The 25,101-nt window shown below is 64.1% G+C and carries 24 protein-coding genes; 16 read left to right on the forward strand and 8 right to left on the reverse strand.

Going from position 1 to position 25,101, the window contains the following annotated elements; genetic code table 11:
- Positions 1–124 precede the first annotated feature (124 nt).
- Together QUV18_RS08715 and QUV18_RS08720 are read left to right on the forward strand one after the other, a co-directional pair.
- Positions 125–727, forward strand: coding sequence for a L,D-transpeptidase (locus QUV18_RS08715; RefSeq protein ID WP_300893358.1), 603 nt, complete (start codon positions 125–127; stop codon positions 725–727).
- A 130-nt stretch (positions 728–857) separates the two neighbouring features.
- A complete protein-coding gene (locus QUV18_RS08720) occupies positions 858–1,433 on the forward strand; it encodes a DUF1801 domain-containing protein (RefSeq protein ID WP_300893360.1) in 576 nt (191 codons plus the stop codon).
- A 15-nt stretch (positions 1,434–1,448) separates the two neighbouring features.
- Here QUV18_RS08720 and hemH read toward each other — a convergent pair whose 3' ends face one another.
- Both hemH and QUV18_RS08730 read right to left on the reverse strand, forming a co-directional pair.
- Positions 1,449–2,507: a ferrochelatase gene (gene hemH / locus QUV18_RS08725; RefSeq protein ID WP_300893362.1), complete on the reverse strand. Its 1,059-nt coding sequence runs from the start codon at positions 2,505–2,507 to the stop codon at positions 1,449–1,451.
- 54 nt (positions 2,508–2,561) lie between these two features.
- Complete coding sequence (locus QUV18_RS08730) at positions 2,562–3,377, reverse strand: methyltransferase domain-containing protein (protein ID WP_300893364.1); 816 nt, start codon at positions 3,375–3,377, stop codon at positions 2,562–2,564.
- 15 nt (positions 3,378–3,392) lie between these two features.
- Between QUV18_RS08730 and QUV18_RS08735 the strand changes: the two genes are divergently transcribed.
- The 4 genes from QUV18_RS08735 to QUV18_RS08750 are packed head-to-tail and all read left to right on the forward strand — an operon-like array spanning position 3,393 to position 5,689.
- A complete protein-coding gene (locus QUV18_RS08735; protein ID WP_300893366.1) occupies positions 3,393–4,124 on the forward strand; it encodes a double zinc ribbon domain-containing protein in 732 nt (243 codons plus the stop codon).
- A gap of 34 nt (positions 4,125–4,158) precedes the next feature.
- Positions 4,159–4,416, forward strand: coding sequence for a glutaredoxin 3 (gene grxC, locus QUV18_RS08740; RefSeq protein WP_300893367.1), 258 nt, complete (start codon positions 4,159–4,161; stop codon positions 4,414–4,416).
- Positions 4,413–5,246 (forward strand): carbon-nitrogen hydrolase family protein, encoded by an 834-nt coding sequence (locus tag QUV18_RS08745; RefSeq protein WP_300893368.1) that lies wholly within the window; start codon positions 4,413–4,415, stop codon positions 5,244–5,246. Before grxC ends, QUV18_RS08745 begins: the two co-directional genes overlap by 4 nt.
- Entirely contained in the window at positions 5,243–5,689 is a 447-nt protein-coding gene (locus tag QUV18_RS08750) for a MarR family transcriptional regulator (protein ID WP_300893369.1), read from the forward strand. The genes QUV18_RS08745 and QUV18_RS08750 overlap by 4 nt, the downstream gene beginning before the upstream one ends.
- A 3-nt stretch (positions 5,690–5,692) precedes the next feature.
- On the opposite strand, the gene ubiG is transcribed toward QUV18_RS08750, so the two are convergent.
- A complete protein-coding gene (ubiG, locus tag QUV18_RS08755; RefSeq protein ID WP_300893371.1) occupies positions 5,693–6,439 on the reverse strand; it encodes a bifunctional 2-polyprenyl-6-hydroxyphenol methylase/3-demethylubiquinol 3-O-methyltransferase UbiG in 747 nt (248 codons plus the stop codon).
- A 49-nt stretch (positions 6,440–6,488) separates the two neighbouring features.
- On the opposite strand from ubiG, the gene pip reads away from it, so the two are divergent.
- The 7 genes from pip to infB all read left to right on the forward strand — a co-directional run bounded on the left by pip (position 6,489) and on the right by infB (position 15,498).
- The gene (pip, locus tag QUV18_RS08760; RefSeq protein WP_300893372.1) at positions 6,489–7,487 is read left to right on the forward strand and encodes a prolyl aminopeptidase; all 999 of its coding nucleotides are present in this window, start codon (positions 6,489–6,491) and stop codon (positions 7,485–7,487) included.
- Positions 7,488–7,565: 78 nt separating this feature from the next.
- Positions 7,566–8,192 carry a CDGSH iron-sulfur domain-containing protein gene (locus tag QUV18_RS08765; RefSeq protein ID WP_300893373.1) on the forward strand — a complete coding sequence of 209 codons (627 nt, stop codon included), beginning with the start codon at positions 7,566–7,568 and terminating at the stop codon, positions 8,190–8,192.
- Positions 8,193–8,309: 117 nt separating this feature from the next.
- Positions 8,310–9,731 (forward strand): pyridoxal-dependent decarboxylase, encoded by a 1,422-nt coding sequence (locus QUV18_RS08770; protein ID WP_300893375.1) that lies wholly within the window; start codon positions 8,310–8,312, stop codon positions 9,729–9,731.
- A 403-nt stretch (positions 9,732–10,134) separates the two neighbouring features.
- The gene (gene rimP / locus QUV18_RS08775) at positions 10,135–10,707 is read left to right on the forward strand and encodes a ribosome maturation factor RimP (RefSeq protein WP_300893377.1); all 573 of its coding nucleotides are present in this window, start codon (positions 10,135–10,137) and stop codon (positions 10,705–10,707) included.
- A 2-nt stretch (positions 10,708–10,709) separates the two neighbouring features.
- Entirely contained in the window at positions 10,710–12,341 is a 1,632-nt protein-coding gene (gene nusA, locus QUV18_RS08780) for a transcription termination factor NusA (RefSeq protein ID WP_300893378.1), read from the forward strand.
- Positions 12,342–12,367: 26 nt separating this feature from the next.
- Positions 12,368–13,000 (forward strand): RNA-binding protein, encoded by a 633-nt coding sequence (locus tag QUV18_RS08785; protein WP_300893380.1) that lies wholly within the window; start codon positions 12,368–12,370, stop codon positions 12,998–13,000.
- Positions 12,997–15,498, forward strand: coding sequence for a translation initiation factor IF-2 (gene infB / locus QUV18_RS08790; protein ID WP_300893382.1), 2,502 nt, complete (start codon positions 12,997–12,999; stop codon positions 15,496–15,498). The genes QUV18_RS08785 and infB overlap by 4 nt, the downstream gene beginning before the upstream one ends.
- Positions 15,499–15,575: 77 nt before the next feature.
- On the opposite strand, the gene QUV18_RS08795 is transcribed toward infB, so the two are convergent.
- From QUV18_RS08795 to QUV18_RS08810, 4 genes are all read right to left on the reverse strand, one after another.
- On the reverse strand, positions 15,576–15,788 hold the full coding sequence (locus tag QUV18_RS08795) for a hypothetical protein (RefSeq protein ID WP_300893806.1): 213 nt from the start codon (positions 15,786–15,788) through the stop codon (positions 15,576–15,578).
- Between the two features lie 142 nt (positions 15,789–15,930).
- Complete coding sequence (gene mutT / locus QUV18_RS08800; RefSeq protein WP_300893384.1) at positions 15,931–16,329, reverse strand: 8-oxo-dGTP diphosphatase MutT; 399 nt, start codon at positions 16,327–16,329, stop codon at positions 15,931–15,933.
- On the reverse strand, positions 16,326–17,555 hold the full coding sequence (argJ, locus tag QUV18_RS08805) for a bifunctional glutamate N-acetyltransferase/amino-acid acetyltransferase ArgJ (protein WP_300893385.1): 1,230 nt from the start codon (positions 17,553–17,555) through the stop codon (positions 16,326–16,328). The genes mutT and argJ overlap by 4 nt, the downstream gene beginning before the upstream one ends.
- A gap of 2 nt (positions 17,556–17,557) precedes the next feature.
- Positions 17,558–18,415: a peptidylprolyl isomerase gene (locus tag QUV18_RS08810; RefSeq protein ID WP_300893386.1), complete on the reverse strand. Its 858-nt coding sequence runs from the start codon at positions 18,413–18,415 to the stop codon at positions 17,558–17,560.
- Positions 18,416–18,600: 185 nt separating this feature from the next.
- Between QUV18_RS08810 and secA the strand changes: the two genes are divergently transcribed.
- The 3 genes from secA (at position 18,601) to QUV18_RS08825 (ending at position 24,034) form a co-directional block, all read left to right on the forward strand.
- Complete coding sequence (gene secA, locus QUV18_RS08815) at positions 18,601–21,303, forward strand: preprotein translocase subunit SecA (protein ID WP_300893387.1); 2,703 nt, start codon at positions 18,601–18,603, stop codon at positions 21,301–21,303.
- 106 nt (positions 21,304–21,409) lie between these two features.
- Positions 21,410–22,447, forward strand: a complete 1,038-nt coding sequence (locus QUV18_RS08820; RefSeq protein ID WP_300893388.1) for a hypothetical protein — start codon at positions 21,410–21,412, stop codon at positions 22,445–22,447.
- Between the two features lie 24 nt (positions 22,448–22,471).
- Positions 22,472–24,034 (forward strand): phosphate ABC transporter substrate-binding/OmpA family protein, encoded by a 1,563-nt coding sequence (locus QUV18_RS08825; RefSeq protein WP_300893389.1) that lies wholly within the window; start codon positions 22,472–22,474, stop codon positions 24,032–24,034.
- 6 nt (positions 24,035–24,040) lie between these two features.
- On the opposite strand, the gene radC is transcribed toward QUV18_RS08825, so the two are convergent.
- Complete coding sequence (gene radC, locus QUV18_RS08830; RefSeq protein ID WP_300893390.1) at positions 24,041–24,805, reverse strand: DNA repair protein RadC; 765 nt, start codon at positions 24,803–24,805, stop codon at positions 24,041–24,043.
- Positions 24,806–25,101: the final 296 nt, after the last annotated feature.

Raw genomic sequence — 25,101 nt, forward strand, 5'->3', positions numbered from 1 at the left:
ATACCGGGTAGTTCAAACACGCTTGGGCGCCGCATCGCCGCAGTCCAAGAGTTTGAATTGCGACTGCGGCTTTCCCGCACTATAGTCTGCGCCGGTAAAAGCCAGCATTCACGGAGAATTAGCAATGGCGAAATTACTTTCCAGCGGCGTGAGCAGACGGGCATTTCTCGCCGGAAGCGCCGCGGCGCTCGGCGCCCCGGCAGTGGCGCAAAGCATGAACAGCGCCGCGACGACGGAGATGGAGGGCGACATCTCGCAGAGCGTGCGGCGCAATATATCGAGCTTTCGGACCCTGCACTGGCAACCCTACTTTTCCAACCTGAACAACGGTGCGGTTCTGGTCGATACCCAATCGCGCGCCCTGCATTTCTGGTCGGAGGATCAGTCGGTCTACAAGCTGTACCCCACCAGCGTTCCCATGACCGAGGAACTCACCCGCCGGGGCCGTACAAGCGTTGTACAGAAGATCGTCGGCCCCGAATGGCGTCCGACGCCTTCCATGCTGGAACGCAACCCCGACTGGCCCAGCTACGTTGGCCCGGGCCCCGACAACCCGCTCGGCACCCATGCACTTTACCTGAGCTGGACCTACTATCGCATCCACGGCACCCACGACACCCGCAAGATCGGGCGCCGCTCGTCGAACGGGTGCATCGGGCTTTACAATGAACACATCCAGGAATTGTTCGGGCTGACCAAGGTCGGCACGCAGGTCCTTCTGATCTGAACAGAACGGCACGTTCCGATATCAAAGGGGTGGCGCGTGGCGCCGCCCCTTTTTTCATATCGGACTGTCCTTGCGACAAAATCGCGCAGGTTCTACGCTCCGGCCAATTCTGGAAGGAGGAGGCGCCGGAATGAGACTCGACCCATACTTCCGTAAGGCCAAGCGGTTCCCGGAAGAGCTGAACCGCCTGCGGGAAATCATTCTCGAATACCCCTTGAAGGAAGAGCTCAAGTGGAGACAGCCCTGTTACACCTACGAAGGTGGGAACGTCGTGATACTTCACGAGATGAAAGACTATTGCGGGCTCGGCTTCATGCGCGGTGCTCTCATCGATGACCCGAAAGGTGTGCTCGTGGCGCCCGGAAAGAATTCACAGGCCGCCCGCCAGTTGCGGTTTCGCAGCTTGGCCGAGATCGATGCGCAGGAAGAAACCCTGCGCGCCATCATCGAAAGTGCGATAGAGGTGCACAAGGCCGGCCGAAAGGTGGATTTCAAGGCAAAACGAGAGCTGGTTTACCCCGAAGAGCTGAATGAGAAGATGGCGCAGGACGCTGGTTTCAAAGCGGCGTTCGAGGGGCTGACACCGGGGCGACAACGCGGGTACATCCTGCACATCTCGGATGCCAAGCAATCCAAGACGCGCACCGCCCGGATCGAAAAACACTATGACCGGATCATGGACGGGATGGGCATTCACGACAGGTAACCGGTATCTCCGGCCTTATGGCGTGACCCAGCCTCTCAGGTTATCCGCGATCACCTCGGTCAACGCTCCGATATGCGCGTCATCGTCGTTGAGGCAGGGAATATAGGTGAACGCCTCCCCGCCCGCCTTTTCGAAACTTTCGCGGATTTCCTCGTTGATCTCTTCCAGCGTCTCGATGCAATCGGCTGAAAACGCCGGCGCAATCACCGCGACCCGCTTCTTGCCTTCTTCGCGCGCCAGCCGGGCAACTTCTTCCACCGTGTAGGGTCGCAGCCATTCTTCGGGGCCAAAGACAGACTGGAACGTCGTGGTGATCTGCGCCTCGTCCCACCCCAGCCGCTCCCGAAGCAGGCGCGTCGTCTTCTGGCATTGGCAGTGATAGGGATCACCCTGCATAAGGTATCGCTTGGGCATCCCGTGATAGGACACCACGAGGATCTCGGGTTTGGCCTCAAGTCCGCCATAGGCGCGCTCGACGGATTGCGCCAGCGCTTCGATATAAAGCGGATGCTCGAAGTAAGGCTCGACCACGCGTGCCGTCGGCTGCCAGGTTTCCTTCATCAAGGCGCGAAAGAACTGGTCATTCGCGGTTGCCGATGTTGCCCCGGCGTAGTGCGGGTAAAGCGGGAAAAAGAGAATGCGTGTACAGCCAGCCTCGGTCAACGCACGTACCTTCGATTGCGTCGAGGGGTTGCCGTAACGCATGCAGAAATCGACCATCACCTGTTCGCCATACCGTTCCGCAAGCGCTTTCGAGAGCTTGGCAGTCTGGTGGCGGGTGATGGTCATCAGCGGGCTTTCCCCCTTCTCCTCGTTCCAGATCGATTTGTAGGCCCTGCCGCTGGTGAACGGCCGTTTCGACAGGATCACAAGCTGAAGCAGCGGTTGCCATTTCCAAGGGCTGTAGTCGATCACCCGCCTGTCTGACAGGAACTCGCCCAGATACCGGCGCATCGGCCAGTAACTGTAGTGATCGGGCGTACCGAGATTGGCCAGCAGCACGCCGGTTTTCGCTTGCGGGATCGCCGGGTGGTCAGCCGGGGCATGGTCGGGCCGGACGCTGGCTTCGGGCATGGGCACTGTCTTTCGTTCCTGTCAGCGGTGGACATAACGGGTTCCGCCGTGCCGTCAATCTTTGAGCCTTGTTTCCTCGGCGCCAAGCGCATCGGCCAGCCGTTTCGACGCCGATCCGGGGCGCAATGGCTGCGGCTGGCTCGGGTCCGGGGCCCAGCCTGTCAGCACGATAAATTCGAAAGTGGCGGGGACACGCCCTTCTTTGTCACCGAAGCTCTCGACGTAGATTTCGCCGGCACGTTGGAAAAGTGCTTTCGAAGTCGGCGTGCGCCGCCGGGAGTGGAGCGCATTGCCCTCACCCATGAATCGCAGTTCCCGCATGAGTCGGAGCGGTGAAGCGTAGTTCGCCGTGAGCCGCACGCTGTCCGCCACGGGCAAGGCAAAACCCGCCCGTTGGAGCAGCGCGCCGAGGTCGCGTATCTCGGCCATGGGCGCGACTCGCGGGGAAAGCCCGCCGAACAGGTCCGCTTCCGCCTGGGCCAGCGCCGCCCGCAACTCATGGAGCGTTTCTCCCCCCAGCATGACCCCAAGGAAAAGCCCGTCGGGGCAAAGCGCCCTTCGCGCCTGGATCAACTGGCCAACCGGGTCGTCGGCCCAATGCAGGCACATGGCGTGAACCACCAAGTCATGCCCGTTCTGTTCCAGCGGCAGGGTCTCCTGGTCTTCAACAACCTGCGAGCCGGGCAAAAAATCATCCCACACATCTTCGAATCCCCGTATTACGGCCGGATTACGAAAGGATTTTTTAACCAGAGCCAGACGATCCTCGATTTCATCGCGGGCCGCTTCCTGAAGGAACGTAACCGGCGCGGCCGCCGCGCGGGCACGGTTGCGGATCAGGGCCGCGCGATCGGTAAGCGGAGTTGTCATGGCGCAAAAGGTAAGATGACGTTGGTTTCTTTTCAAACAGCGCTGCAGCTGATTTATCCGCCCCGCTGTATCCTGTGCGGGACCCAGGTGGAAAGCGAATTCGGCCTTTGTGGGCCCTGCTGGCGTGATACGGCGTTCATCTCCGGACTGTCCTGTCACCTGTGCGGCGTCCCCCTTCCCGGAGAGGATGAGGGCGAGACGGTAACCTGCGATGACTGCCTCAGGATCGCCAGGCCATGGAGCGCGGGCCGCGCCGCCATGCTCTATCATGAGAATGGTCGGAAGCTGGTTCTGGCGCTCAAGCATGGCGACCGCCAGGAAATTGTCCGGCCCGCGGTGCTGTGGCTCGCCCATGCGGCGCGACCTCTCGTCTCGGCGGATACCCTGATCGCCCCCGTTCCCCTGCACTGGACCCGGATGTTGCGCCGCCGGTATAACCAGTCGGCCCTCCTGACCAACGGGCTGTCCCGGCGGCTGGATACCGGCCACTGCCCCGATCTGCTGCAACGCAACGTCCGGACCCTTCCGCTCGAGGGGCAAGGCTTCGACGAGCGGTTTCAGTCACTGTCGGGGACGATCTCCGTCAAACCGGCGCGTGCCAATCTCGCGCAAGGCAAGACCATCCTTCTCGTGGATGACGTGATGACCTCCGGGGCGACATTGGCAGCGGCAACGATGGCATGCTACGCGGCCGGTGCCGAAGATGTGCGCATTCTGGTACTGGCGCGCGTGGCCAAGCATCCCTAAGTTCTCCTGAAACGCAAACATTCGGGAGCACGTTATGAAACCGGTCGAAATCTACACCTCGCCGCTCTGCGGCTTCTGCCACGCGGCCAAGCGGCTGTTGACCGAAAAAGGCATCAGTTTCTCGGAGATCGATGTTCTGGCCAATCCCTCGCGAAAGGCCGAGATGATCGATCGTGCCAACGGCGGGCGTACCGTGCCGCAGATCTTCGTGGGTGATACCCATGTCGGCGGATGCGACGAGCTTTACGCGCTCGAGCGCGCCGGGAAGCTGGACCCGCTGCTTGCCGCATGAAGGCGGCGCTGCTTCAGCTGACAAGTGGAGACGACCCCGCTGCGAACATTGCGGCCGTCGGCGCGCTTTTCGACGAGGCGGTTGGCCAAGGTGCCGGGTTCATCCTGACGCCAGAGGTGACCAACTGTCTGTCGACCAGCCGGACACGGCAGAAAGAGGTTCTGAAGCCTGAAGGCGAAGACGATACCCTTGGCGCCCTGCGTCAGAAGGCCAGGGCGGCCGGGGTCTGGTGTCTGATCGGCTCCATCGCGGTGAAAACCGACGATCCCGACGGCCGCTTTGCCAATCGGTCCTTCCTGATCGCGCCCGATGGCTCGATTGCCGCGCGCTACGACAAGATCCACATGTTCGACGTTCAGGTTTCGGAAACGGAAGTGTATCGCGAATCCGATGGCTATCGTCCGGGCGAACGCGCGGTAACCGCGGAAACCCCGTTCGGGACCGTGGGGCTGACCGTTTGCTACGACGTGCGTTTCCCTTACCTTTACCGCAAGCTGGCACAGGCAGGGGCTGAAATCCTGACGGTGCCCTCGGCCTTTTCGGCGGTTACCGGGGCTGTGCATTGGGAAACCCTCTTGCGGGCCCGGGCCATCGAGACCGGGTCTTACGTGCTGGCCCCGGCCCAGACCGGCACACACCCTGCGACGCGTGGCAAACAGCGCCAAACCTATGGGCATTCCATGGCAATTGGCCCGTGGGGTGACATTCTGGCGGATGCGGGGGAAGCGCCGGGTGTGATATACGTTGATCTGGACAGGAAAGACGTGGAAGAAGCGAGGCGCCGCATTCCGTCCTTGCGGCAGGCCAACCGGTTCGACGACCCCGAATGACAGAAAAACCCGGCAATCCACTTGCGGTGACGCTTTTCAGCGAAATCCTGACCAATGAACAGCTCATCCGCAACAAGCTGAGCCGGGTGCTGCCCAAGGGTATGGAAATCTCGCATTTCTCGGTCTTGAACCACCTCGCCCGCATCGGGGGAGAGCGCAGCCCGGCGCAGCTGGCCAAGTCGTTCCACGTGACACGCGGCGCCATGACCAACACGCTCGGCAAACTGGAATGGGCCGGTTACGTGCATATCCGTCCCGACTGGGACGATGCACGACGGAAGATGGTAACGATCAGCCCCGCCGGCCGGCAGGCGCGCGATGCGGCGATTTCCGCGATTTCACCGTTGATTTCCGAGCTTGTCGACGAACTGGGGGAGGACAAGGTGCGCGCGACGCTGCCGGTACTCCGCGAGCTACGCACGAAAATGGAATCCGGCGGCTGAACGTCAGGCCGGCTTCAGGCTGGCGGTGACGTAGTTCACGCTCAGGTCCCGATCCGAAAGCGACCATGTCCATGTCACCGGGTTGAAGACGAACCCCTTGCGATCGACCGGCGACAGCCCCGCTTGTTCCAGCAGCTTGTAGAGCTCGTCCGGCGTTATGAATTTCGACCATTCATGCGTGCCTTTGGGCAGCCAGCGCATCACGTATTCGGCCCCGACGATGGCCATGGCGAAGCTCTTCGGATTGCGGTTGATGGTCGAGCAGATGTGGATGCCGCCGGGCTTCAGCAGTTGCTGGCAGGCGGTAAGATAGGCCAGCGGATCAGAAACATGTTCGACCACTTCCATGTTCAGTACCGCGTCGAATTGTTCACCCGCCGCGGCCAGCGCCTCGGCCGTGGTGTGGCGGTAGTCGATGGTCAGGCCCGACTGCTCGGCATGAATTTGCGCCACGGGGATGTTCCGCTCCGCCGCATCGGCGCCCACGACTTCGGCGCCAAGACGCGCCATCGGTTCACTCAGAAGGCCGCCGCCGCAGCCAATGTCGAGAATCCGTAGGCCTTCGAAAGGTGATGTTACGTTGAGGTCACGGTCGAATTCGGCGGCGATCTGGCTGGTGATATAGTCAAGCCTGCAAGGGTTGAGCATGTGCAGTGGCTTGAATTTTCCGTTCAGATCCCACCATTCGGCGGCCATTGCCTCGAACTTTGCGACTTCGGCGGCATCAATCGTGGTCTGAGCGGCTTGCATTCTGCTCTCCATATGCTCTTTTGGTCACGCCCTCGTATATAGGACGGTCATGGATAAATACTCAGGCCAAAAGAGCGCAGTCCAGTACTTGTACCCCCCGGTCGAGCCGTTCGACCGGCGGATGATGGATGTTGGCGAGGGGCACACGATCTATGTCGAGCAGTCGGGGAACCCGGAGGGGAAGCCGGTTGTCGTGCTGCATGGCGGGCCCGGGGGTGGGTGCAGCCCGGCGATGCGGCGGTATTTCGATCCGAAGGTCTTCCGGATCATTCTGTTCGACCAACGCGGCTGTGGCCGGTCGAAACCACATGCGAGTGTCGAGGCCAACACGACGTGGCATCTTGTTGCGGACATTGAGAAAATTCGCGAGGCGCTGGGCGTGGAGCGGTGGATCGTGTTCGGCGGAAGCTGGGGCGCGACACTGGCGCTGATCTATGCGCAGAGCCATCCGGAACGGGCGGTGCACCTTGTCTTGAGGGGGGTGTTCACCATGACCCGGGCCGAGCTGGACTGGTTCTATGGTGGCGGCGCGGGCCGGTTCTGGCCGGAAACTTGGGAGCAGTTTCAGAGGCTTATACCCGAGGAAGAACGGGGCGATATGATCGCGGCCTACAATAAAAGGTTGTTCTCGGGGGATCGGGCCGAGGAGGCGAGGTTCGGGAAGGCCTGGGCGGCGTGGGAGAATGCGCTGGCCACCGTCGGGTCGAGCGGGGTGGGCGGGGACAGCCCGCCGGATTATGCGCGCGCCTTTGCGAGGCTGGAGAACCATTATTTTACCCATGCCGGTTTCCTGGAGAAGGATGGGCAAATCTTTGATAACATACCGAAAATTTCCCACATTCCCGGCACGATCGTGCAAGGCAGATATGACATGATCTGCCCGCCGGAATCGGCCTATCGCCTAGCGAGGGATTGGGAAATGGCCGATCTGCGGATGATTCCGCTGGCCGGCCATGCGCTTTCGGAGCCGGGAATCAGCGCCGAGCTGGTGCGGGTGATGCAGGCGCTGGGGCGCGACGGAAACCCCGAAAATCCAACGTCGGTATAACGTCGGTATTTTGTCGGTATCACGTCGGTGGGCGGAACCGAGACATGTGCTACCTTCCTTCTGACAAGGAGATACATCATGTCGGACAAACCAGCCATCGAAGCGCGCGAGAACGGGCCCTTCGTCGCCAAGCATATCCGCCGGATGAAAGGCCCCGACGGGGAAGACATCGAGGTGAAGCCCACAATGGCGCTATGCCGGTGCGGGCATTCCGGGAACAAGCCGTTCTGTGATGGCAGCCACGAGAAGGTTGGGTTCAAGAGCGACGGCGGAGAGCCCGCCGGCAAGGACAAGCTTCTGAGCTACGAGGGCGCGGAGGTGGCGGTGACGTTCAATCCGCGCATCTGTGCCCATGCCGCCGAGTGCGGGCGGATCGCCGGGCATGTTTTCGACCCCGAGCAGAAGCCGTGGATCCAGCCCGACAAGGGTACGCGGGCCGAGGTGGAGGAGGTGGTCGCCGCCTGCCCCTCGGGCGCGCTGGCGCTGAAGCGCGCGGATGGCGGGCGGGAGCACCGGTTGTCGGAGCGCTGCGACATCACTGTCGAGAAGAACGGGCCGTACTGGGTGCAGAACGTGACCTCGCCCGCCGGGGCTCAGGCGGAGGGGATGTCGTCGAAGAAATACGTGCTGTGCCGGTGCGGACTGTCGGGGAACAAGCCGTATTGTGACGGCACCCATCGGGACGAGGGGTGGACGGCGGAGTAGGGATCTCGGCGCGGCGCCCTAGCCTTTCCCACTATTGCGACATCACGTTGGTCGTTGCAGGTTATCAAGCGAAGGAAACCCGGCCGTGCCCGGACGGGTCGAGACGAGAGCGCCCCCATGACCAAGCCCGGATACCGCATCGACCCCGCTGACCCGGAGGCGTTCCGGCGCGCGTTTCACGAGCTGGCCGATGTCTGTCTCGACCGGGTGGAGCAGGCGCGCGACCTGCCGTGGGTTCCGAAGCCTGATGACATGGCCGAAACCGTCGCGCTGGGCACCCATGAGCAGGGGCTGGGCGAGGCGGAGGTTTTCGCGATGATGCGGGACGAGGTGATGCCCTATGCGACGGGCAACACCCATCCGCGGTTCTTTGGCTGGGTGCATGGCACCGGGCAGCCGGTGGGCGTGGCCGCCGAGATGGTGGCGGCGGCGATGAATTCGAACCTTGGCGGGCGGGATCACGGGGCGATGGCGGTGGAGCAGGCGGTGATCGACTGGTCGCGGCGGCAGGCCGGGCTTCCGGAGGGGGCGTCAGGGGTTCTGACCACCGGCACCAGCCAGGCAACGATCCTAGCGCTGAGCGCGGCGCGGATGAAGCTGTTCGGGGATGCTGTGCGAAAGGACGGAATCGCCGGATTGGGGCGAGTTAGAGTCTATTCCGTTCAAGGTGCGCATGCCTGTATCGAGAAGGCGATGGAGGTGATGGGGCATGGCAGCCGGGCCGTGCGACATATCCCGCAGGGGCCGGATGGTGCCATGGATATGGAGGAGCTGGAGGCGGCGATTGCCGAGGATCGTGCCGCGCGGATCCTGCCGATGGCGGTGGTGGGCACGGCGGGGTCGGTCAATACCGGGACGTTCGACCGGCTGGATGCGATTGCCGGACTGTGCGGGCGCGAGGGGCTGTGGTTTCACGTCGACGGCGCCTTCGGTTTCTGGGCGGTGCTGGCGGAGGATCCGTGGCGCGAGCTTGTGCGGGGCGTCGACCGGGCTGACAGCATCGCGGCGGATTTTCACAAGTGGATCGGGGTGCCCTATGATTGCGGCATGGTGCTGATGCGCGATGGCGATCTGCACCGGCGGACGTTCTCGACCCGGCCCGCCTATCTCGAAGGGCAGGGGGCGGGCCTTGGCGGGGGCGAGACGTGGTTCACCGATTACGGTCTGGAACTGAGCCGGGGATTCCGGGCGCTGAAGGTCTGGGCCGCGATCAAGGCGGCGGGGACCGGGGCGCTTTCGGCGACGATCAGCGACAATTGCCGGCAGGCAGCACTGATGGCGGAGCTGGTGGAGGCGTCGGAGGTGCTGGAGCTGGCGCAGCCGGTGCAGGCGAACGTGTGCTGTTTCTACCTGGGGCGCGGGGAGGCCTCGGCGGTCGCCACGGCGTTGCAGCTTTCGGGGGAGGCGGTGTTTTCAACGACGACGCTGAACGGTCGGGAGTGCCTTCGGGCGGCGATCGTCAACCACCGGACGACAGAGGAGGATATCCGGCTGGCGGTTGCGGCGGTGGAACGGGAGGTGAGGTCGGTTGAGGTATAATGCCGCGCGGAATCGAGGGCTTCAGCCCGCCGCGCGATCGCCCGCTGCCCGGCAGGCGATTGCATGGCAATCGCCGAGAGGGGGCCGCCCCGATGGGCTGGCGATTGGGAGAGGGCAGCGCCACGGGCCGAAGTTGTTCGGACTTGGCAGGCATAAAGTGCCCTCGACCCACGTTGGATCGCCACCCCGCGGCCTGGCGATCGCACGTCTCATCGCTTAGCTTCGAGCGAAATGGGCGGTGCCGCGCGTCTCGGGAGTTGAACTTGGGCAAAGACACCCCTTGCAGACTCGCACCGGTGGGCGTATATCCCCCATCAACAGCGGCGCTTTCGGGTCCACACCGGAGGCTCCACCGGATAGCTACGACGGGCCGCGCGCCCGTTTTTTTGTGTTTGAAGGACCGATGAGCAACACCCTGATCGCCAAGTCCGCCATCGACCGCAGGATGGCCGAGATCATCACCCCCGTCATCGAGGACATGGGGTACGAGCTCGTGCGCGTGCGGCTGATGGGGGGGAAGTCCGCGACGCTTCAGATCATGGCCGAGAAGCCCGACGGCGGGATCGAGGTGGATGATTGCGCCGATATCTCGAACGCGGTGAGTGCCGTGCTGGACGTCGAGGACCCGATCACCGATGCCTATACGCTGGAAGTGTCGAGCCCCGGGATCGACCGGCCTTTGACGCGGCTGAAGGATTTCGAGGAGTTCGAGGGCTACGAGGCGAAGATCGAGACGCACGAGCTTATCGAGGGGCGCAAGCGGTTCAAGGGCGTGCTGGCCGGTGTCGAGGGCGGCGAGGTGCTGATCAATCTCGACGAGGGCACGGTGGGGCTGCAGTTCGACTGGCTGGCGGATGCCAAGCTGGTGCTGACCGACGAGCTGATCCGCGACATGCTTAAGGCGCGCAAGGATGCGGGCGTGCTCAACGAAGAACAATTTGACGATATCGAGACCGACGGGTCGGAGGAGACATAAGAATGGCAATTACCTCTGCAAACCAGCTTGAGCTGCTGCAAACCGCCGAGGCCGTGGCGCGGGAGAAGATGATCGACCCCGGCCTGGTGGTCGAGGCGATGGAAGAAAGCCTCGCCCGGGCGGCGAAGAGCCGGTACGGCGCCGAGATGGATATCCGCGTGAGCATCGACCGCAAGACGGGCCGGGCGACGTTCACCCGCGTGCGGACGGTGGTCGAGGATGAAGAGCTGGAGAATTACCAGGCCGAGATGACCGTCGAGCAGGCGAAGCAGTACCTGGACGATCCGAAGGTGGGCGACACCTTCGTCGAGGAAGTGCCGCCGGTGGACATGGGCCGGATCGCCGCGCAGAGCGCCAAGCAGGTGATCCTGCAGAAGGTGCGCGAGGCCGAGCGGGACCGGCAGTATGACGAGTTCAAGGATCGTGCGGGCACCATCATCAACGGTGTGGTCAAGCGCGAGGAATACGGCAACGTCATCGTCGACGTGGGCCGGGGCGAGGCGATCCTGCGCCGGAACGAGAAGATCGGGCGCGAGAGCTATCGTAATGGTGACCGCATCCGCTGCTACATCAAGGATGTGCGGCGCGAGGCGCGGGGCCCGCAGATTTTCCTGAGCCGGACGGCGCCGGAATTCATGGCGGAGCTGTTCAAGATGGAGGTGCCGGAGATCTATGACGGCATCATCGACATCAAGGCCGTGGCGCGTGATCCGGGCAGCCGGGCGAAGATCGCGGTGATTTCCTACGACAACTCGATCGACCCGGTGGGCGCCTGTGTGGGTATGCGCGGCAGCCGGGTTCAGGCCGTGGTGAACGAGCTTCAGGGCGAGAAGATCGACATCATCCCGTGGAACGAGGACCAGCCGACCTTCCTTGTGAACGCGCTGCAGCCCGCCGAGGTGAGCAAGGTGGTTCTCGACGAGGAAGCCGAGCGGATCGAGGTTGTCGTTCCCGAGGATCAGCTGAGCCTCGCCATCGGCCGTCGGGGTCAGAACGTGCGGCTGGCGAGCCAGCTGACCGGTCTGGATATCGACATCATGACCGAGGCCGAGGACAGCGAGCGCCGCCAGAAGGAATTCGAGGAGCGGACCAACCTGTTCATGACAGCGCTGGACCTCGACGAGTTCTTTGCCCAGCTTCTGGTCTCGGAAGGCTTCACCAACCTCGACGAGGTGGCCTATGTCGAGCTGGACGAGCTGCTGGTGATCGACGGCGTCGACGAGGACACCGCCAACGAGCTTCAGGCGCGGGCGCGCGACGTTCTGGAGGCGCAGGCGCGCGAGGCGCTGGAGAAGGCGCGCGAGCTTGGGGCCGAGGACAGCCTTATTGACTTCGAGGGGCTGACACCCCAGATGGTGAGGGCACTGGCCGAGGATGGCGTGAAAACGCTGGAAGACTTCGCCACCTGTGCCGACTGGGAACTGGCCGGCGGCTGGACGACGGTCGATGGCGAGCGCGTCAAGGATGACGGCCTTCTCGAACCTTTCGATGTCTCGCTCGAGGAAGCGCAACACCTGGTAATGACCGCCCGGATTTCGCTGGGCTGGGTCGATCCCGCCGATCTGGAAGGCGACGAGGACGACGAGGAAGGGCTCGAAGAGGGCGCGGAAGTCGAAAAGGAGGGCGAGGCCTGATCCTTCAGGCCTCGCGGTAGCGTGTCATGGGTCGCGGTGGGCAGCCCAAGGACCGGACCGAAGGTCCAGATCGCAAGTGCATTGCCACGGGCGAGGTGCGCCCGGCCGAGGGGATGATCCGGTTCGTCGTCGGGCCCGATAACCAGATCGTGCCCGACCTTCTGGGCAAGCTGCCGGGCCGGGGCATCTGGGTCACGGCCGACCGGGCCGCGCTGGAGAAGGCCGCGGCGAAGAACCTCTTCGCCCGCGCCGCCAAGCAGCCGGTGCAGGTGCCCGAGGGGCTGGCGGATTTCGTCGAGGCGCAGCTGGCGCTTCGGGTGACGAACCTGATCAGCCTTGCCCGCAAGGGCGGTGGGGCCGTGTGTGGATACGAGAAGGTCAAGGACTGGCTTCAGAAGGAAGAGGCGAGTGTCCTGATCCAGGCCAGCGACGGGTCCGAGCGGGGGAAATCGAAGCTGAGCACGCCATATGGCGGAGATTTCATAGGCTGGCTTACGGCGGACGAGCTGGGCCGGGCCTTCGGGCGACAAACCGTTATCCATGCCGCACTGGGGGATGGCGGTTTGCCGCAACGTGTTGTAGAGGAAGCGGCAAGGCTGAAAGGCCTGCGCGGCTCGGGTGGCGACGAGAGCCATCGGAAAGGAAGAAAGACCAGATGAGCGACAACGACGGGAAGAAAACTCTGGGTGTGCGTGGCGGTCCCCGGTCGGGGAACGTGAAGCAGAGCTTCAGCCATGGTCGCACCAAGAACGTCGTGGTGGAAACCAAGCGCAAGCGCGTCGTCAAGCCGGCGAAACCCGGCGGCGCGCCCGGACGGTCTGCGCCCGGGTCTTCGCAGTCGTCGGCCGATGGCAGCAAACGTCCCGCCGGGATTTCCGATGCGGAGATGGAGCGCCGCATGAAGGCGTTGCAGGCCGCGAAGGAACGCGAGGTCGAGGAAGCCCAGCAGCGCGAGGCCGAGGAGAAGGCCCGCGAGGAAGAAAAGCAACGCCGCCGCGAAGAGGCCGAGGCCAAGGAACGCGAACAGCGCGAGGCCGAGGAGAAGGCCAAGGCGAAGGCCGCGGAAGAAGAGCGCAAGCGCCAGGAAGAGGCGGATGCCGCGCAGCGGGCCGCCGAGGCCGCCGCGCAGCCCGCCCCGGACGAGTCGCAGCCGTCGCGCGCGCCAGCGAAGGCCGCACCGCCGCGCCGCGACGATGCCAAGGCCGACCGTGACCAGAAGGGCGGCAAGGGCCGTGGCAAGGGCCGCGACGATGGCCGCCGTTCCGGCAAGCTGACCCTGAACCAGGCGCTTTCGGGCGGCGAAGGCGGGCGGCAGAAGTCGCTGGCCGCGATGAAGCGGAAGCAGGAGCGTGCCCGGCAGAAGGCCATGGGCGGCGCGCAGGAGCGTGAAAAGGTCGTCCGCGACGTGCAGCTTCCCGAAGCCATCGTGGTGTCGGAGCTGGCCAACCGCATGGCCGAGCGCGTCGGCGACGTGATCAAGGCGCTGATGAATAACGGCATGATGGTCACGCAGAACCAGACGATCGATGCCGATACCGCCGAGCTGATCATCGAGGAGTTCGGCCACCGCGTCGTGCGGGTGTCGGATTCGGACGTGGAAGACGTGATCGACAGCGTCAAGGACAAGGACGAGGACCTGCTGCCGCGGCCGCCGGTCATCACCGTGATGGGCCATGTCGACCACGGCAAGACCTCGCTTCTCGACGCGATCCGCGATGCCAAGGTGGTTGCCGGCGAGGCCGGGGGCATTACCCAGCATATCGGCGCCTACCAGGTGACGACCGAGAGCGGCTCTGTCCTGAGCTTCCTCGACACGCCGGGCCACGCCGCGTTTACCTCCATGCGTGCCCGTGGTGCGCAGGTGACGGATATCGTGGTGCTGGTTGTGGCCGCCGACGATTCGGTAATGCCGCAGACGGTGGAAGCCATCAACCACGCCAAGGCCGCCGGCGTTCCGATGATCGTGGCGATCAACAAGTGCGACAAGCCCGAAGCGAACCCCGACAAGGTGCGCACCGAGCTGCTGCAACACGAGGTGATCGTCGAGGCGATGTCGGGCGACGTGCAGGACGTGGAAGTGTCGGCCGTTTCGAAACAGGGCCTGGATGACCTGCTTGAGGCGATCGCGCTTCAGGCCGAGATCCTCGAATTGAAGGCGAACCCGAAGCGGGCCGCCGAAGGCGCCGTGATCGAGGCGCAGCTCGACGTGGGCCGTGGCCCCGTGGCGACGGTTCTCGTGCAGCGCGGGACGCTTCACCAAGGCGATATCTTCGTCGTGGGCGAGCAGTACGGCAAGGTGCGCGCGCTGATCAACGACCGTGGCGAGCGGGTCAAGGAAGCCGGGCCGTCGGTGCCGGTCGAGGTGCTGGGCCTGAACGGCACGCCCGAGGCGGGCGACGTTCTGAACGTGGTTCAGTCGGAAGGCCAGGCGCGCGAGATCGCCGAGTACCGCCAGAAGGCCGCGAAGGAGAAGCGCGCCGCTGCCGGGGCCGGGACCACGCTGGAACAGCTTCTGGCGCAGGCCAAGGAGAACGAGAACGTCAAGGAACTGCCTATCCTGGTGAAGGCCGACGTGCAGGGCTCGACCGAGGCGATCGTTCAGGCGATGGAGAAGATCGGCAACGAGGAGGTGCGCGTGCGCGTGCTTCACGCGGGTGTCGGCGCCATCACCGAATCGGATATCGGGCTGGCCGAGGCGTCTGGCGCGCCGGTGATCGGGTTCAACGTGCGGGCCAATGCGCCGGCGCGGAACTCTGCGAACCAGAAGGGCGTGGAAATCCGCTATTACAGCGTGATCTACGACTTGGTGGATGACGTGAAGGCGGCCGCGAGCGGCCTGCTGGGTGCCGAGATCCGCGAGAACTTCATCGGCTATGCGCAGATCAAGGAAGTCTTCAAGGTGTCGGGCGTCGGCAAGGTGGCCGGCTGTCTTGTCACCGAGGGGATCGCGCGCCGGTCTGCCGGGGTGCGCCTGCTGCGGGATGACGTGGTGATTCACGAAGGCACGCTGAAGACGCTGAAGCGCTTCAAGGACGAGGTGTCGGAAGTGCAGTCGGGCCAGGAATGCGGGATGGCGTTCGAGAATTACGACGATATCCGGCCGAACGACGTGATCGAGATCTTCGAGCGGGAAGAGGTCGAGCGCAATCTCGACTGATCCCGGCGGAGGGAAGCGGAATCGAAAAGGGGCGGGATGTTATTCCGCCCCTTCGCGTCTGAATTTGGTCGTTCTGGTCAGGCGGCCCGGGTCACCGGACGGCCGCTGTACGTCTTGCCGCCGATGCGGACCGTGATCCGGCCATCGGGCAGAGCTTTGACGAACAGGCCTTGAATCAGAACGCTAGTGCCGATCGATATTGTTCTGAGCATTTCAATTACCCCAAGATGCGATTGTTTAAAAGTAGCATGAAATTTCAGCGAAAGAAGGAATTTTCGCAAAAATGTCATACGGCGTGGGAATCGCGTGTCCAAAACTACCCACCGGGCATTGCCAAAAGGTTAACAGGCGAGGCCGGGGCCGGTCGTAAGGTATAGAAATTTTTAACGAATCAGGCAGGCGACGGCGCGGCGGATTTGCCGATCCTGGCGGTCAGATCCAGTCGCGAAGCATGGCGATCAAGGGAATATCGGCGGGAGGCATCGGGTAGTCGCGCAATTCGTTCACGCGGGCCCATTTGAGGGTCTGGCCCTCGCGGCCCTGCGGTGTCCCCTCCCATTTGCGGCAGGCGAAGAGGGGCATGAGGAGATGGAAATCCTCGTAGCCGTGGCTGGCGAAGGTGAGGGGCGCCAGGCAGCTTTGCCAGGTTTCGATGCCCAGTTCCTCGTGCAGCTCGCGAATCAGTGCGGCCTCGGGAGTTTCGCCGGGTTCGATCTTGCCGCCGGGAAACTCCCAGAGGCCGGCCATGGATTTGCCCTCGGGGCGCTGGGTGAGGAGGACGCGGCCGTCGACGTCGATGAGGGCGACGGCCGAGACTAAGATGGTTTTCATGAGCGGTAGTCGGCGTTGATGTCGATGTAGCCGTGGGTCAGGTCGCAGGTCCAGACCACGGCGCGCCCGCCGCCGAGGCCGAGGTCGACATGGATGTCGAGCTCGGGGTTCTTCATGTAGGCGGCGGCCGCATCTTCCGAGTAGTCGGGGTTCACCCAGCCATCCTTGGCGACGAGGATATCGCCGAACCAGATGCTGAGCGTGTCGCGGTCGGCGGGCGCGCCGGACTTGCCGACGGCCATGACGATCCGGCCCCAGTTCGGGTCTTCGCCGGCGATGGCGGTTTTCACCAGCGGCGAGTTGGCGATGGCGAGCCCGTGCGTGCGGGCGTCGGCATCGCTGGAGGCGCCGGTGACGGAGACCGAGACGAACTTGGTGGCGCCTTCGCCGTCGCGGACGACCTGGTGGGCGAGGTCGAGCATGACCCGGCGCAGCCCTTCCATGAAGGTGATGCTGTTTTCCGTCACGCGGATGCCCGAGGCGCCGGTGGCGGCGACGAGCAGCGTGTCGGAGGTGGAGGTATCGCTATCGACGGTGATGCAGTTGAAAGTGGTCTGGTTCAGGGCCGATACCATGGATTGCAGGATCGGCTGTTCGATGGCGGCGTCGGTGAAGATGTAGACCAGCATCGTCGCCATGTCGGGGGCGATCATGCCGGAACCCTTGGCGATGCCGGCGATGCGCACCGGCTGGCCGTCGATCTCGACCTGCGTACCGGAGCCCTTGGGGAAGGTATCGGTGGTCATGATGGCGCGGGCGGCGTTCTCGATACCGGTGGGGTCGAGATTGCCCTTCAGCTCGTCAAGCTTGGCAGCGATGCGGTCGTGGGGCAGCGGTTCGCCGATCACGCCGGTGGAGGAGGAAAAGACCCGCGCCTCTGGCACGTCGAGGGTGTTGGCGACGGCGGAGGTGACGGCGGTGACCGCCGCCTCGCCGTTGCGGCCGGTGAAGGCGTTGGCGTTGCCGGAATTCACGATGATCGCCGCGCCCGCCTCGGACTGGAAGGCGATCTTCTTCTGGCAGTCGAGCACCGCCGCCGAGCGGGTGGCCGACCGGGTGAAGACCCCGGCCATGGCCGTGCCCGGCGCCAGCAGCGCCAGCATCACGTCGGTTCGCCCGGCATAGCGCACCCCGGCCTCTGCCGTGGCAAAGCTGACCCCGCCGATCTCGGGCAGCGACGGGAACGCCGCGGGGGCCAGCGGGGAAAGAGGAGGGGTTGCGCCCATGTTCAGTTCTCCAGAACGCTCGGGTCGTTGATGGCTTCGGGGTTGATGTTCGAGATGTCGGGACGGTCGATCTTGGCGTTCTCCGACAGTTTCTCGACATGGGCGGCAAGCATTTGCTCGCGCACCTGGTTCTCGAGCTCGTCGCGAACCGTGTCGAAGGCGGGGCGTTCCTTTTCACGGGTTTCGGCGAGGGTGATGACATGCCAGCCGAACTGGGTCTGGACCGGGTCGGATACGCCGCCGGTCTCGAGCGCGGCGACGGCTTCGAAGAAGGGTTCGACCATGTCGCCTTCGCCGAACCAGCCCAGATCGCCGCCGGCGGAGGCGGAGGGACCGGTGGAGTTCTCGCGGGCGAGCGCGGCGAAATCGCCGCCGTCCTCGAGTTCGGTCACGAGCGCCTGCGCTTCTTCCTCGGTCTCGACGAGGATGTGCGAGGCGCGGTACTCCATTTCGCCGGCTTCCTCGGGGTATTGCTCTTCATAGGCGGCCTGAAGCTCGGCTTCGTCGACGCCGCCTTCCATCACCTGGGCGATGACCTCTCCGGCGGTGACGGCGCGTTCCTCGTTCTCCAGCAGGATCTTGCTTTGAAGGGACAGGTCGCCCTCGAAGGATTGCTGCAGCAGGGTCTGTTGCACGAGCTGGTCGATGATGCCCTGGAACAGCAGTTCGGGCGGGAATTGATCATATTGCCGCGGCAGATCGGCGCGGACGGCGATGACGTGGCCGAGGGTGATCTCGGTGCCGTTGACGGTGGCCACGACCTCGTTCGGATCGGCGGTTTCCTGTGCCTGTGCAAAGGGGCTTGTCACCATCGCCGCGGCGAAGGCGGCGGCGAGGATCGGGCGAAGGGTTGCGGGCATGGGCTGTCCTTTTCTGGTCGGGATCAGGGCGCGGCGCCCTGTTACGTTGACACTCGTTCGGCGGCCCCTTACATCGCCTTATGATCAAGGCAGGACCGCCCGCTTGGCCCCGTTCTAGGGGCGCATAGAGGCAGGGGCAAGCAATTGCCTTTCACGAACTTGCGAAACACCGGAACGGACACGCTATGCTGGGTATCAACACTGTCGCCAAGAAAATCTTCGGGACGGCGAACGACCGGAAGGTAAAGGCGACACGGCCGCTGGTCGAGAAGATCAACGCGCTGGAACCCGAGTTCGAGGCGTTGAGCGACCAGGGGCTGATCGACCGGACGGCGGACCTCAAGGAGCGGGTCGCCGGGGGCGAGAGCCTTGACGCGATCCTGCCGGAAGCCTTTGCAAATTGCCGCGAGGCGGCCCGCCGGGCGCTGGGCCTCAGGGCGTTCGACGTGCAGTTGATGGGCGGCATCTTCCTTCACCAGGGTAACATTTCCGAGATGAAGACCGGCGAGGGCAAGACGCTGGTTGCGACCTTTCCAGCCTACCTGAACGCGCTGAGCGGCAAGGGCGTGCATATCGTTACCGTCAACGATTACCTGGCCAAGCGGGATGCCGAGTGGATGGGCAAGGTCTATGGCGCGCTGGGCATGACCACGGGCGTGGTTTACCCGCAGCAGCCGGATGGCGAGAAGAAGCAGGCCTATGCCTGTGACGTGATCTATGCGACCAACAACGAGCTTGGCTTCGACTACCTGCGCGACAACATGAAATCGTCGCTCAAGGAGATGAGCCAGCGCGGGCATCATTTCGCCATCGTCGACGAGGTGGACAGCATCCTGATCGACGAGGCGCGGACGCCGCTGATCATTTCCGGCCCGGCGCAGGACCGGAGCGAGCTTTACGTGACCATCGACAAGCTGATCCCGACCCTGTCGGAGGATCACTACACGGTGGACGAGAAGACCCGGAACGTGACCTTCACCGACGAGGGGAACGAGTTTCTCGAGGCGACGCTTCGGGAGAACGGGCTTCTGGAAGAGGGGCAATCGCTTTACGACCCCGAGAGCACGACGATCGTGCACCACGTGAACCAGGGGCTTCGGGCGCACAAGCTGTTCCAGAAGGACAAGGATTACATCGTGCGCGGCAAGGAGGTCGTGCTCATCGACGAGTTCACCGGGCGGATGATGCCGGGGCGGCGCTTGTCGGAGGGTCTGCACCAGGCGATCGAGGCGAAGGAGGGTTGTGACATCCAGCCCGAGAACGTGACGCTGGCGCAGGTGACGTTCCAGAACTATTTCCGGCTGTATGACAAGCTGGCGGGCATGACCGGCACGGCGGCGACCGAGGCGGAGGAATTCGCGCAGATCTACGGGCTTGGCGTGGTGGAAGTGCCGACGAACCTGCCGATTGCCCGGATCGACCAGGACGATGCCGTCTACCGGACGCAGGAAGAGAAGTACAACGCCATCATCGAGGCGATCAACGAGGCCCACGCGAAGAAGCAGCCGGTGCTGGTGGGGACCACGTCGATCGAGAAGTCGGAGATGCTGAGCCAGCTGCTGACCAAGGCGGGGATCGAGCATAACGTCCTGAACGCGCGCCAGCACGAGAAGGAGGCGCAGATCGTCGCCGATGCGGGCCGGCTGGGCGCCGTGACGATTGCCACCAACATGGCCGGGCGGGGCACCGACATCAAGCTGGGCGGCAACGTGGACTTCAAGGTGATGGAGGCGATTGCCGCCGAGCCCGAGAAGGACCCCGAGGAGATCCGCCAGCGGATCGAGGCGGATCACGAGTCCGACGAGCAGGCGGTGATCGAGTCGGGCGGGCTGTTCGTGCTGGCCACCGAGCGGCATGAAAGCCGCCGGATCGACAACCAGCTGCGTGGCCGGTCGGGCCGTCAGGGCGACCCGGGGCGGTCGGCCTTCTTCCTGAGCCTCGACGATGACCTGATGCGGATTTTCGGTTCGGAGCGGCTGGAGAAGGTGCTGTCGGGCCTCGGCATGAAGGAAGGCGAGGCGATCATTCACCCGTGGGTGAACAAGTCGCTGGAGCGGGCCCAGGCTAAGGTCGAGGGGCGGAACTTCGACATCCGGAAGCAGCTGCTGAAATTCGACGACGTGATGAACGAGCAGCGGAAGGTGATCTTCAAGCAGCGGCTCGACATCATGAAGGCGTCGGACCTGAGCGAGATCGTGCAGGACATGCGCGGCGAGGTGATCGACGAGCTGGTCGACCAGTACATGCCGCCCAAGACCTATGCCGACCAGTGGGACATGGAAGGGTTCGACGCGGCGGTGCGCGAGAAGCTGAACCTCGAGCTTCCGGTGGTGGAATGGGCTGACGAGGAAGGCGTGGACGACGAGGATATCGCCGAGCGGGTCGAGAAGGCCGCCGACGAGATGATGGCGCAGAAAACCGCCGCCTTCGGTGCCGAGAACATGCGCAGCATCGAAAAGCAGATCCTGCTTCAGACGATCGACCAGAAATGGCGCGAGCACCTGCTGACGCTGGAGCATCTTCGCAGCGTTGTGGGCTTCCGCGGCTATGCGCAGCGCGACCCGCTGAACGAGTACAAGACCGAGGCGTTCCAGCTGTTCGAGACGATGCTCGACAGCCTGCGGCAGGACGTGACGCAGAAACTGTCGCAGATCCGGCCGATGACCGAGGAAGAGCAGCAGTCGATGCTGGCCGATATCGAGCAGCAGCGCGCGGCGATGGCGGCGCAGGCCGAGACCGAGAAGGAAGGCCAGATCGTGCAGGAGACGTCGTCGCCGGAAGGGTTCGACGAATCCAATCCGGAAACATGGGGGAATCCGGGCCGGAACCAGCCCTGCCCCTGTGGTTCGGGCAAGAAGTTCAAGCACTGCCACGGCCAGTTCGTCTGAATCCCGGGCGCCCTAACCTGAGCATAATCAAATCATAAGGCTGCCTCATGGCGGCCTTTTTCTCTTTCTATCCCTGCCGCTGATCTTTTCGGTGCGGGAGTATGCCATGATCAGTGCCAGACGTATTATCACGATCCTCGGGACGTTGTTCTGTGCCGTGGGAACGGGCTTCTTCATGCAGCATTACATGCAGGCGCCGGACCGTTCGACGCCCGGCTCCGTCCAGGTGGCCTCGGTCAGCGCCATTCAGGACGTGGTTCCGATGGTGGAAGAGGCGCTGAGGGCGCCGGTGGACGGGGACGAGGAAGTTCAGCTCGAGGATATCGCGCTGACTGCAGCCATCCCGGTGCCGCCCTCGGCCGCGCCGCAGCCCGAGATGCTGCCGGACAACCCGGTGACGCTGGCCGCGCTGGAAGACGAGCCGATCACCGAGCTTCCGCAGGAAGAGCCGGCGCCGAGTTTTGGCTGCGACATCGCCTTCGACGCACAGCCTGTGGCCGCCGCGATGGTCAAGCTGACGCTGAACGCGCCGTGCCTGGCCAACGAGCGGTTCACCCTGCACCACAACGGCATGATGTTCGCGGATGCGACCGATGACGAAGGACGTGCCGAGATCAGCGTGCCCGCGCTCAACAAGGCGGCGATCTTCATCGCGACCTTCACCAGCGGTGCAAGTGCCGTGGCCAATGCCGACATCGGGACGCTGGAATATTACGATCGCGCCGTGGTGCAGTGGAACGGGCCGGAGGGCTTGCAGATTCACGCGCTGGAATACGAGGCGGGGTACGAGGGTGCGGGCCATGTCTGGGCCGGGGCCGCGCGTGACCTTGCCAGCGCGGCGAAGGGCGAAGGCGGGTTCATCACCCGTCTGGGCGACCCGGACGCGTTCAACCCGATGATGGCAGAGATCTATACCTTCCCGTCGGGCACCGCGCTGAAGGAAGGCGTGATCATGATCAACCTCGAAGCCGAGGTGACCGAGGACAACTGCAACACCGATATCGAGGCGCAGATCCTTCAGAAATCCGGCAACGCCCGGATGGCCGCGAAGGAACTGGTGCTGGCGATGCCGGAATGTGACGCGGTTGGCGACTATCTGGTGTTGAAAAACCTGTTTGATGACTTGAATATCGCCCGCAACTAGAACGCTGCGGCCGGGAGTCATTTCATGGCGATTGTACGTGCGGCGAGTTTCGCCGCACTTCTTCTTTGCACGCTTGCCGGTTACGGGCTGGCGCAGGATGTCACGCTTATCTCGCGCGATGGCGATGTCGAGATTTCCGGCAACCTGCTGGGTTTCGATGGCGAGTTCTACCGGGTCGATACGGTTTATGGGGAATTGACGGTCGACGGCTCGGGCGTGCTGTGCGAGGGGCCGGGCTGCCCCGATCTCGAGGCTTTCGTGGCGCGGGTGACGTTTTCCGGCGCGCCGACGGTGGGGCGGGTGTTGATGCCGGCGCTTCTGGAGGCGTTCGCGATCCGCCACAGTTTCGAGGCGGGTCGGGAGATCATCTCGGACAACGAGGCGATTTACCGGATCACCGACCCGGCGCAGGACAACCGGGTGCTGGGTGAGTTCACCTTTCGGCTGAACAACACCGACGAGGGGTTTGCCGACCTGTTGGCCGACGAGGCCGATATCGTGATGGCACTGCGCGAGGTGCGGCGCGAGGAGGTGGCGCGCGGGCAGGAGGCCGGGATCGGCGACCTGTCGTCGCGCAACGGCAGCCGGGTGATCGCGCTGGACGCGCTGGTGCCGGTGGTGGCGCCGTCGAACCCGGTGCAATCGGTCTCGGTGCCGGAGCTGGTGCGGGTTCTGACCGGCGAGATCGACAATTGGGAGGCGCTGGGCGGGCCGAACGCGCCGATCGCGGTGCATGTGCACGGGCCGCGTTCGGGGCTGGGGCAGGCGACGGAGGACCGGCTTCTGAAGCCGGCGTTCAAGGCGTTGCTTGAAGAGGTGACGTTTCATCCGGCGGGGCCGGGGCTGGCCGAGGCCGTGGCGGCCGACCCGTTCGCGATCGGGGTGACCAGCCGGTCGGAGACGGACGCGGCGTGGGAGCTGGCGATCCGGGGGGAGTGCGGGTTCGTGCTGCGGGCCGGGCGGCAGGCGGTGAAAACCGAGGATTACCCGCTGACCTCGCCGATGTTCCTGTACCTTCCGGCGCGGCGGTTTCCCAAGCTGGTGCGCGAGTTCATGGGCTATTTGCGGGACCCGTCGGCGCAGCTCGTGATGCGGCGGGCCGGGTTCGTCGACCAGGCGCCGGAGGAGATACCGATTCACCAGCAGGGGGACCGGTTTGCCAATGCCATTGCGCGGGCGGGCGAGGAGACGTCGCTGGCGGAGCTCCAGCGGATGGTGGCGTTCCTGACGCCGCTTGACCGGCTGACCACAACCTTCCGGTTCGAGACCGGGTCGGTGCGGCTGGACGCGCAATCGCGGTCGAACGTGCAGCAGTTGGCGCGGGCGATGGAGGTGGGGCTGTACGATGCGCGGCGGCTTGTCTTCGTGGGGTTCAGCGACAGTGACGGGTCGGCGGTCGCGAACCTGAAGATTGCCCAGCGGCGGGCGGACGCGGTGCGCGATGCCGTGGTCGAGGCGGCGGAGACGGCGAACCTGTCGCGGATCGGGCTGGAGACGGAGGCGTTTGGCGAGGCGATGCCGATGGCCTGCGACGACAGCGCCTGGGGCCGGCAGGTGAACCGGCGGGTCGAGGTCTGGGTGCGCTGAGCGGGCTTACAGGTAGCCTTCGGCGCGGAAGCTGAGCTCCTGCGATTTGCCGATGATGACATGGTCGTGCAGCACGATGTTCAGCGCGTCGGCGGCGCGCGTGACCTGGCGGGTCATGGCGATGTCGGCCTCTGACGGGGTGGGGTCGCCCGAGGGGTGGTTGTGGACAAGGATGAGGGCGCTGGCGTTGAGCAGCAGCGCGCGCTTCACGATTTCGCGGGGGTAGACGGGGACGTGATCGACGGTGCCCTCGGCCTGTTCCTCCTCGGCGATGAGGATGTTCTTGCGGTCGAGGTAGAAGACGCGGAACTGTTCGGTGGGACGGTGGGCCATGGTAGTGCGGCAATAGTCGAGCAGCGCATCCCACGAGGAAAGCACCTGTTTGTGACGGATGCGGGATTGCGAAAGGCGGTGGGCCGCGGCCTCGATCACCTTGAGCTCGCAGATCACCGCCTCGCCCACGCCGTCGAGCGCCTCAAGCTGGTCGGGCGGGGCGGAGAGGACGCCGTTGAAGTCGCCGAACCGGTCGAGCAGGGCGCGGGCGAGGGGTTTGACGTCGCGCCGGGGGATGGCGCGGAAGAGGACAAGCTCCAGCATCTCGTAATCGGGCAGGGCGGCGGGGCCGCCGGCGAGGAACCTGTCGCGCAGGCGTTTGCGGTGGTCGCGGAGGTAGGAGGGTTGTTTCGCCTTCCGCTCGCTGGCGGGCGCGGCGCAGTCGTCGCTGTCGAAGAGCGGGAGGGACAGGTCGGAGAAGGCACGAGGGTTGCTCATGCCCCTCACGATGCGGGAGTTTGGTTAGCGAAGGGTTAAGCGGAATTCCGTGGGAGCCCTTGTGCGAACGATGAAAGCAACCACTATATCAAGAACCTGGCCCTTCAAATAGCGGTCAGCGCTTACTTATCCACAAGAAATAGTTGACTCAACGGCAACTACACGGAATCATACGGTGCCTGAAGGCGCGTTGCCGGGATTCTCTTACCTCTCCCGGCAACGCTTTACCTTCAGTCAACCGCAACCGAGGTTGCTCAAGACTGCGTGGACTCAGCCAGTAGAATCTTAAAGGCTGA

Origin of the sequence: Roseovarius sp., from assembly GCF_030373445.1 — a bacterium.
GTDB lineage: Bacteria > Pseudomonadota > Alphaproteobacteria > Rhodobacterales > Rhodobacteraceae > Roseovarius.

Coding starts and splice junctions, on each gene's coding strand:
- QUV18_RS08715 (WP_300893358.1), top strand. CDS start 125: ATGGCGAAATTACTTTCCAGCGGCGTGAGCAGACGGGCATTTCTCGCC.
- QUV18_RS08720 (WP_300893360.1), top strand. CDS start 858: ATGAGACTCGACCCATACTTCCGTAAGGCCAAGCGGTTCCCGGAAGAG.
- hemH (WP_300893362.1), bottom strand. CDS start 2,507: ATGCCCGAAGCCAGCGTCCGGCCCGACCATGCCCCGGCTGACCACCCG.
- QUV18_RS08730 (WP_300893364.1), bottom strand. CDS start 3,377: ATGACAACTCCGCTTACCGATCGCGCGGCCCTGATCCGCAACCGTGCC.
- QUV18_RS08735 (WP_300893366.1), top strand. CDS start 3,393: ATGACGTTGGTTTCTTTTCAAACAGCGCTGCAGCTGATTTATCCGCCC.
- grxC (WP_300893367.1), top strand. CDS start 4,159: ATGAAACCGGTCGAAATCTACACCTCGCCGCTCTGCGGCTTCTGCCAC.
- QUV18_RS08745 (WP_300893368.1), top strand. CDS start 4,413: ATGAAGGCGGCGCTGCTTCAGCTGACAAGTGGAGACGACCCCGCTGCG.
- QUV18_RS08750 (WP_300893369.1), top strand. CDS start 5,243: ATGACAGAAAAACCCGGCAATCCACTTGCGGTGACGCTTTTCAGCGAA.
- ubiG (WP_300893371.1), bottom strand. CDS start 6,439: ATGCAAGCCGCTCAGACCACGATTGATGCCGCCGAAGTCGCAAAGTTC.
- pip (WP_300893372.1), top strand. CDS start 6,489: ATGGATAAATACTCAGGCCAAAAGAGCGCAGTCCAGTACTTGTACCCC.
- QUV18_RS08765 (WP_300893373.1), top strand. CDS start 7,566: ATGTCGGACAAACCAGCCATCGAAGCGCGCGAGAACGGGCCCTTCGTC.
- QUV18_RS08770 (WP_300893375.1), top strand. CDS start 8,310: ATGACCAAGCCCGGATACCGCATCGACCCCGCTGACCCGGAGGCGTTC.
- rimP (WP_300893377.1), top strand. CDS start 10,135: ATGAGCAACACCCTGATCGCCAAGTCCGCCATCGACCGCAGGATGGCC.
- nusA (WP_300893378.1), top strand. CDS start 10,710: ATGGCAATTACCTCTGCAAACCAGCTTGAGCTGCTGCAAACCGCCGAG.
- QUV18_RS08785 (WP_300893380.1), top strand. CDS start 12,368: ATGGGTCGCGGTGGGCAGCCCAAGGACCGGACCGAAGGTCCAGATCGC.
- infB (WP_300893382.1), top strand. CDS start 12,997: ATGAGCGACAACGACGGGAAGAAAACTCTGGGTGTGCGTGGCGGTCCC.
- QUV18_RS08795 (WP_300893806.1), bottom strand. CDS start 15,788: ATGACATTTTTGCGAAAATTCCTTCTTTCGCTGAAATTTCATGCTACT.
- mutT (WP_300893384.1), bottom strand. CDS start 16,329: ATGAAAACCATCTTAGTCTCGGCCGTCGCCCTCATCGACGTCGACGGC.
- argJ (WP_300893385.1), bottom strand. CDS start 17,555: ATGGGCGCAACCCCTCCTCTTTCCCCGCTGGCCCCCGCGGCGTTCCCG.
- QUV18_RS08810 (WP_300893386.1), bottom strand. CDS start 18,415: ATGCCCGCAACCCTTCGCCCGATCCTCGCCGCCGCCTTCGCCGCGGCG.
- secA (WP_300893387.1), top strand. CDS start 18,601: ATGCTGGGTATCAACACTGTCGCCAAGAAAATCTTCGGGACGGCGAAC.
- QUV18_RS08820 (WP_300893388.1), top strand. CDS start 21,410: ATGATCAGTGCCAGACGTATTATCACGATCCTCGGGACGTTGTTCTGT.
- QUV18_RS08825 (WP_300893389.1), top strand. CDS start 22,472: ATGGCGATTGTACGTGCGGCGAGTTTCGCCGCACTTCTTCTTTGCACG.
- radC (WP_300893390.1), bottom strand. CDS start 24,805: ATGAGCAACCCTCGTGCCTTCTCCGACCTGTCCCTCCCGCTCTTCGAC.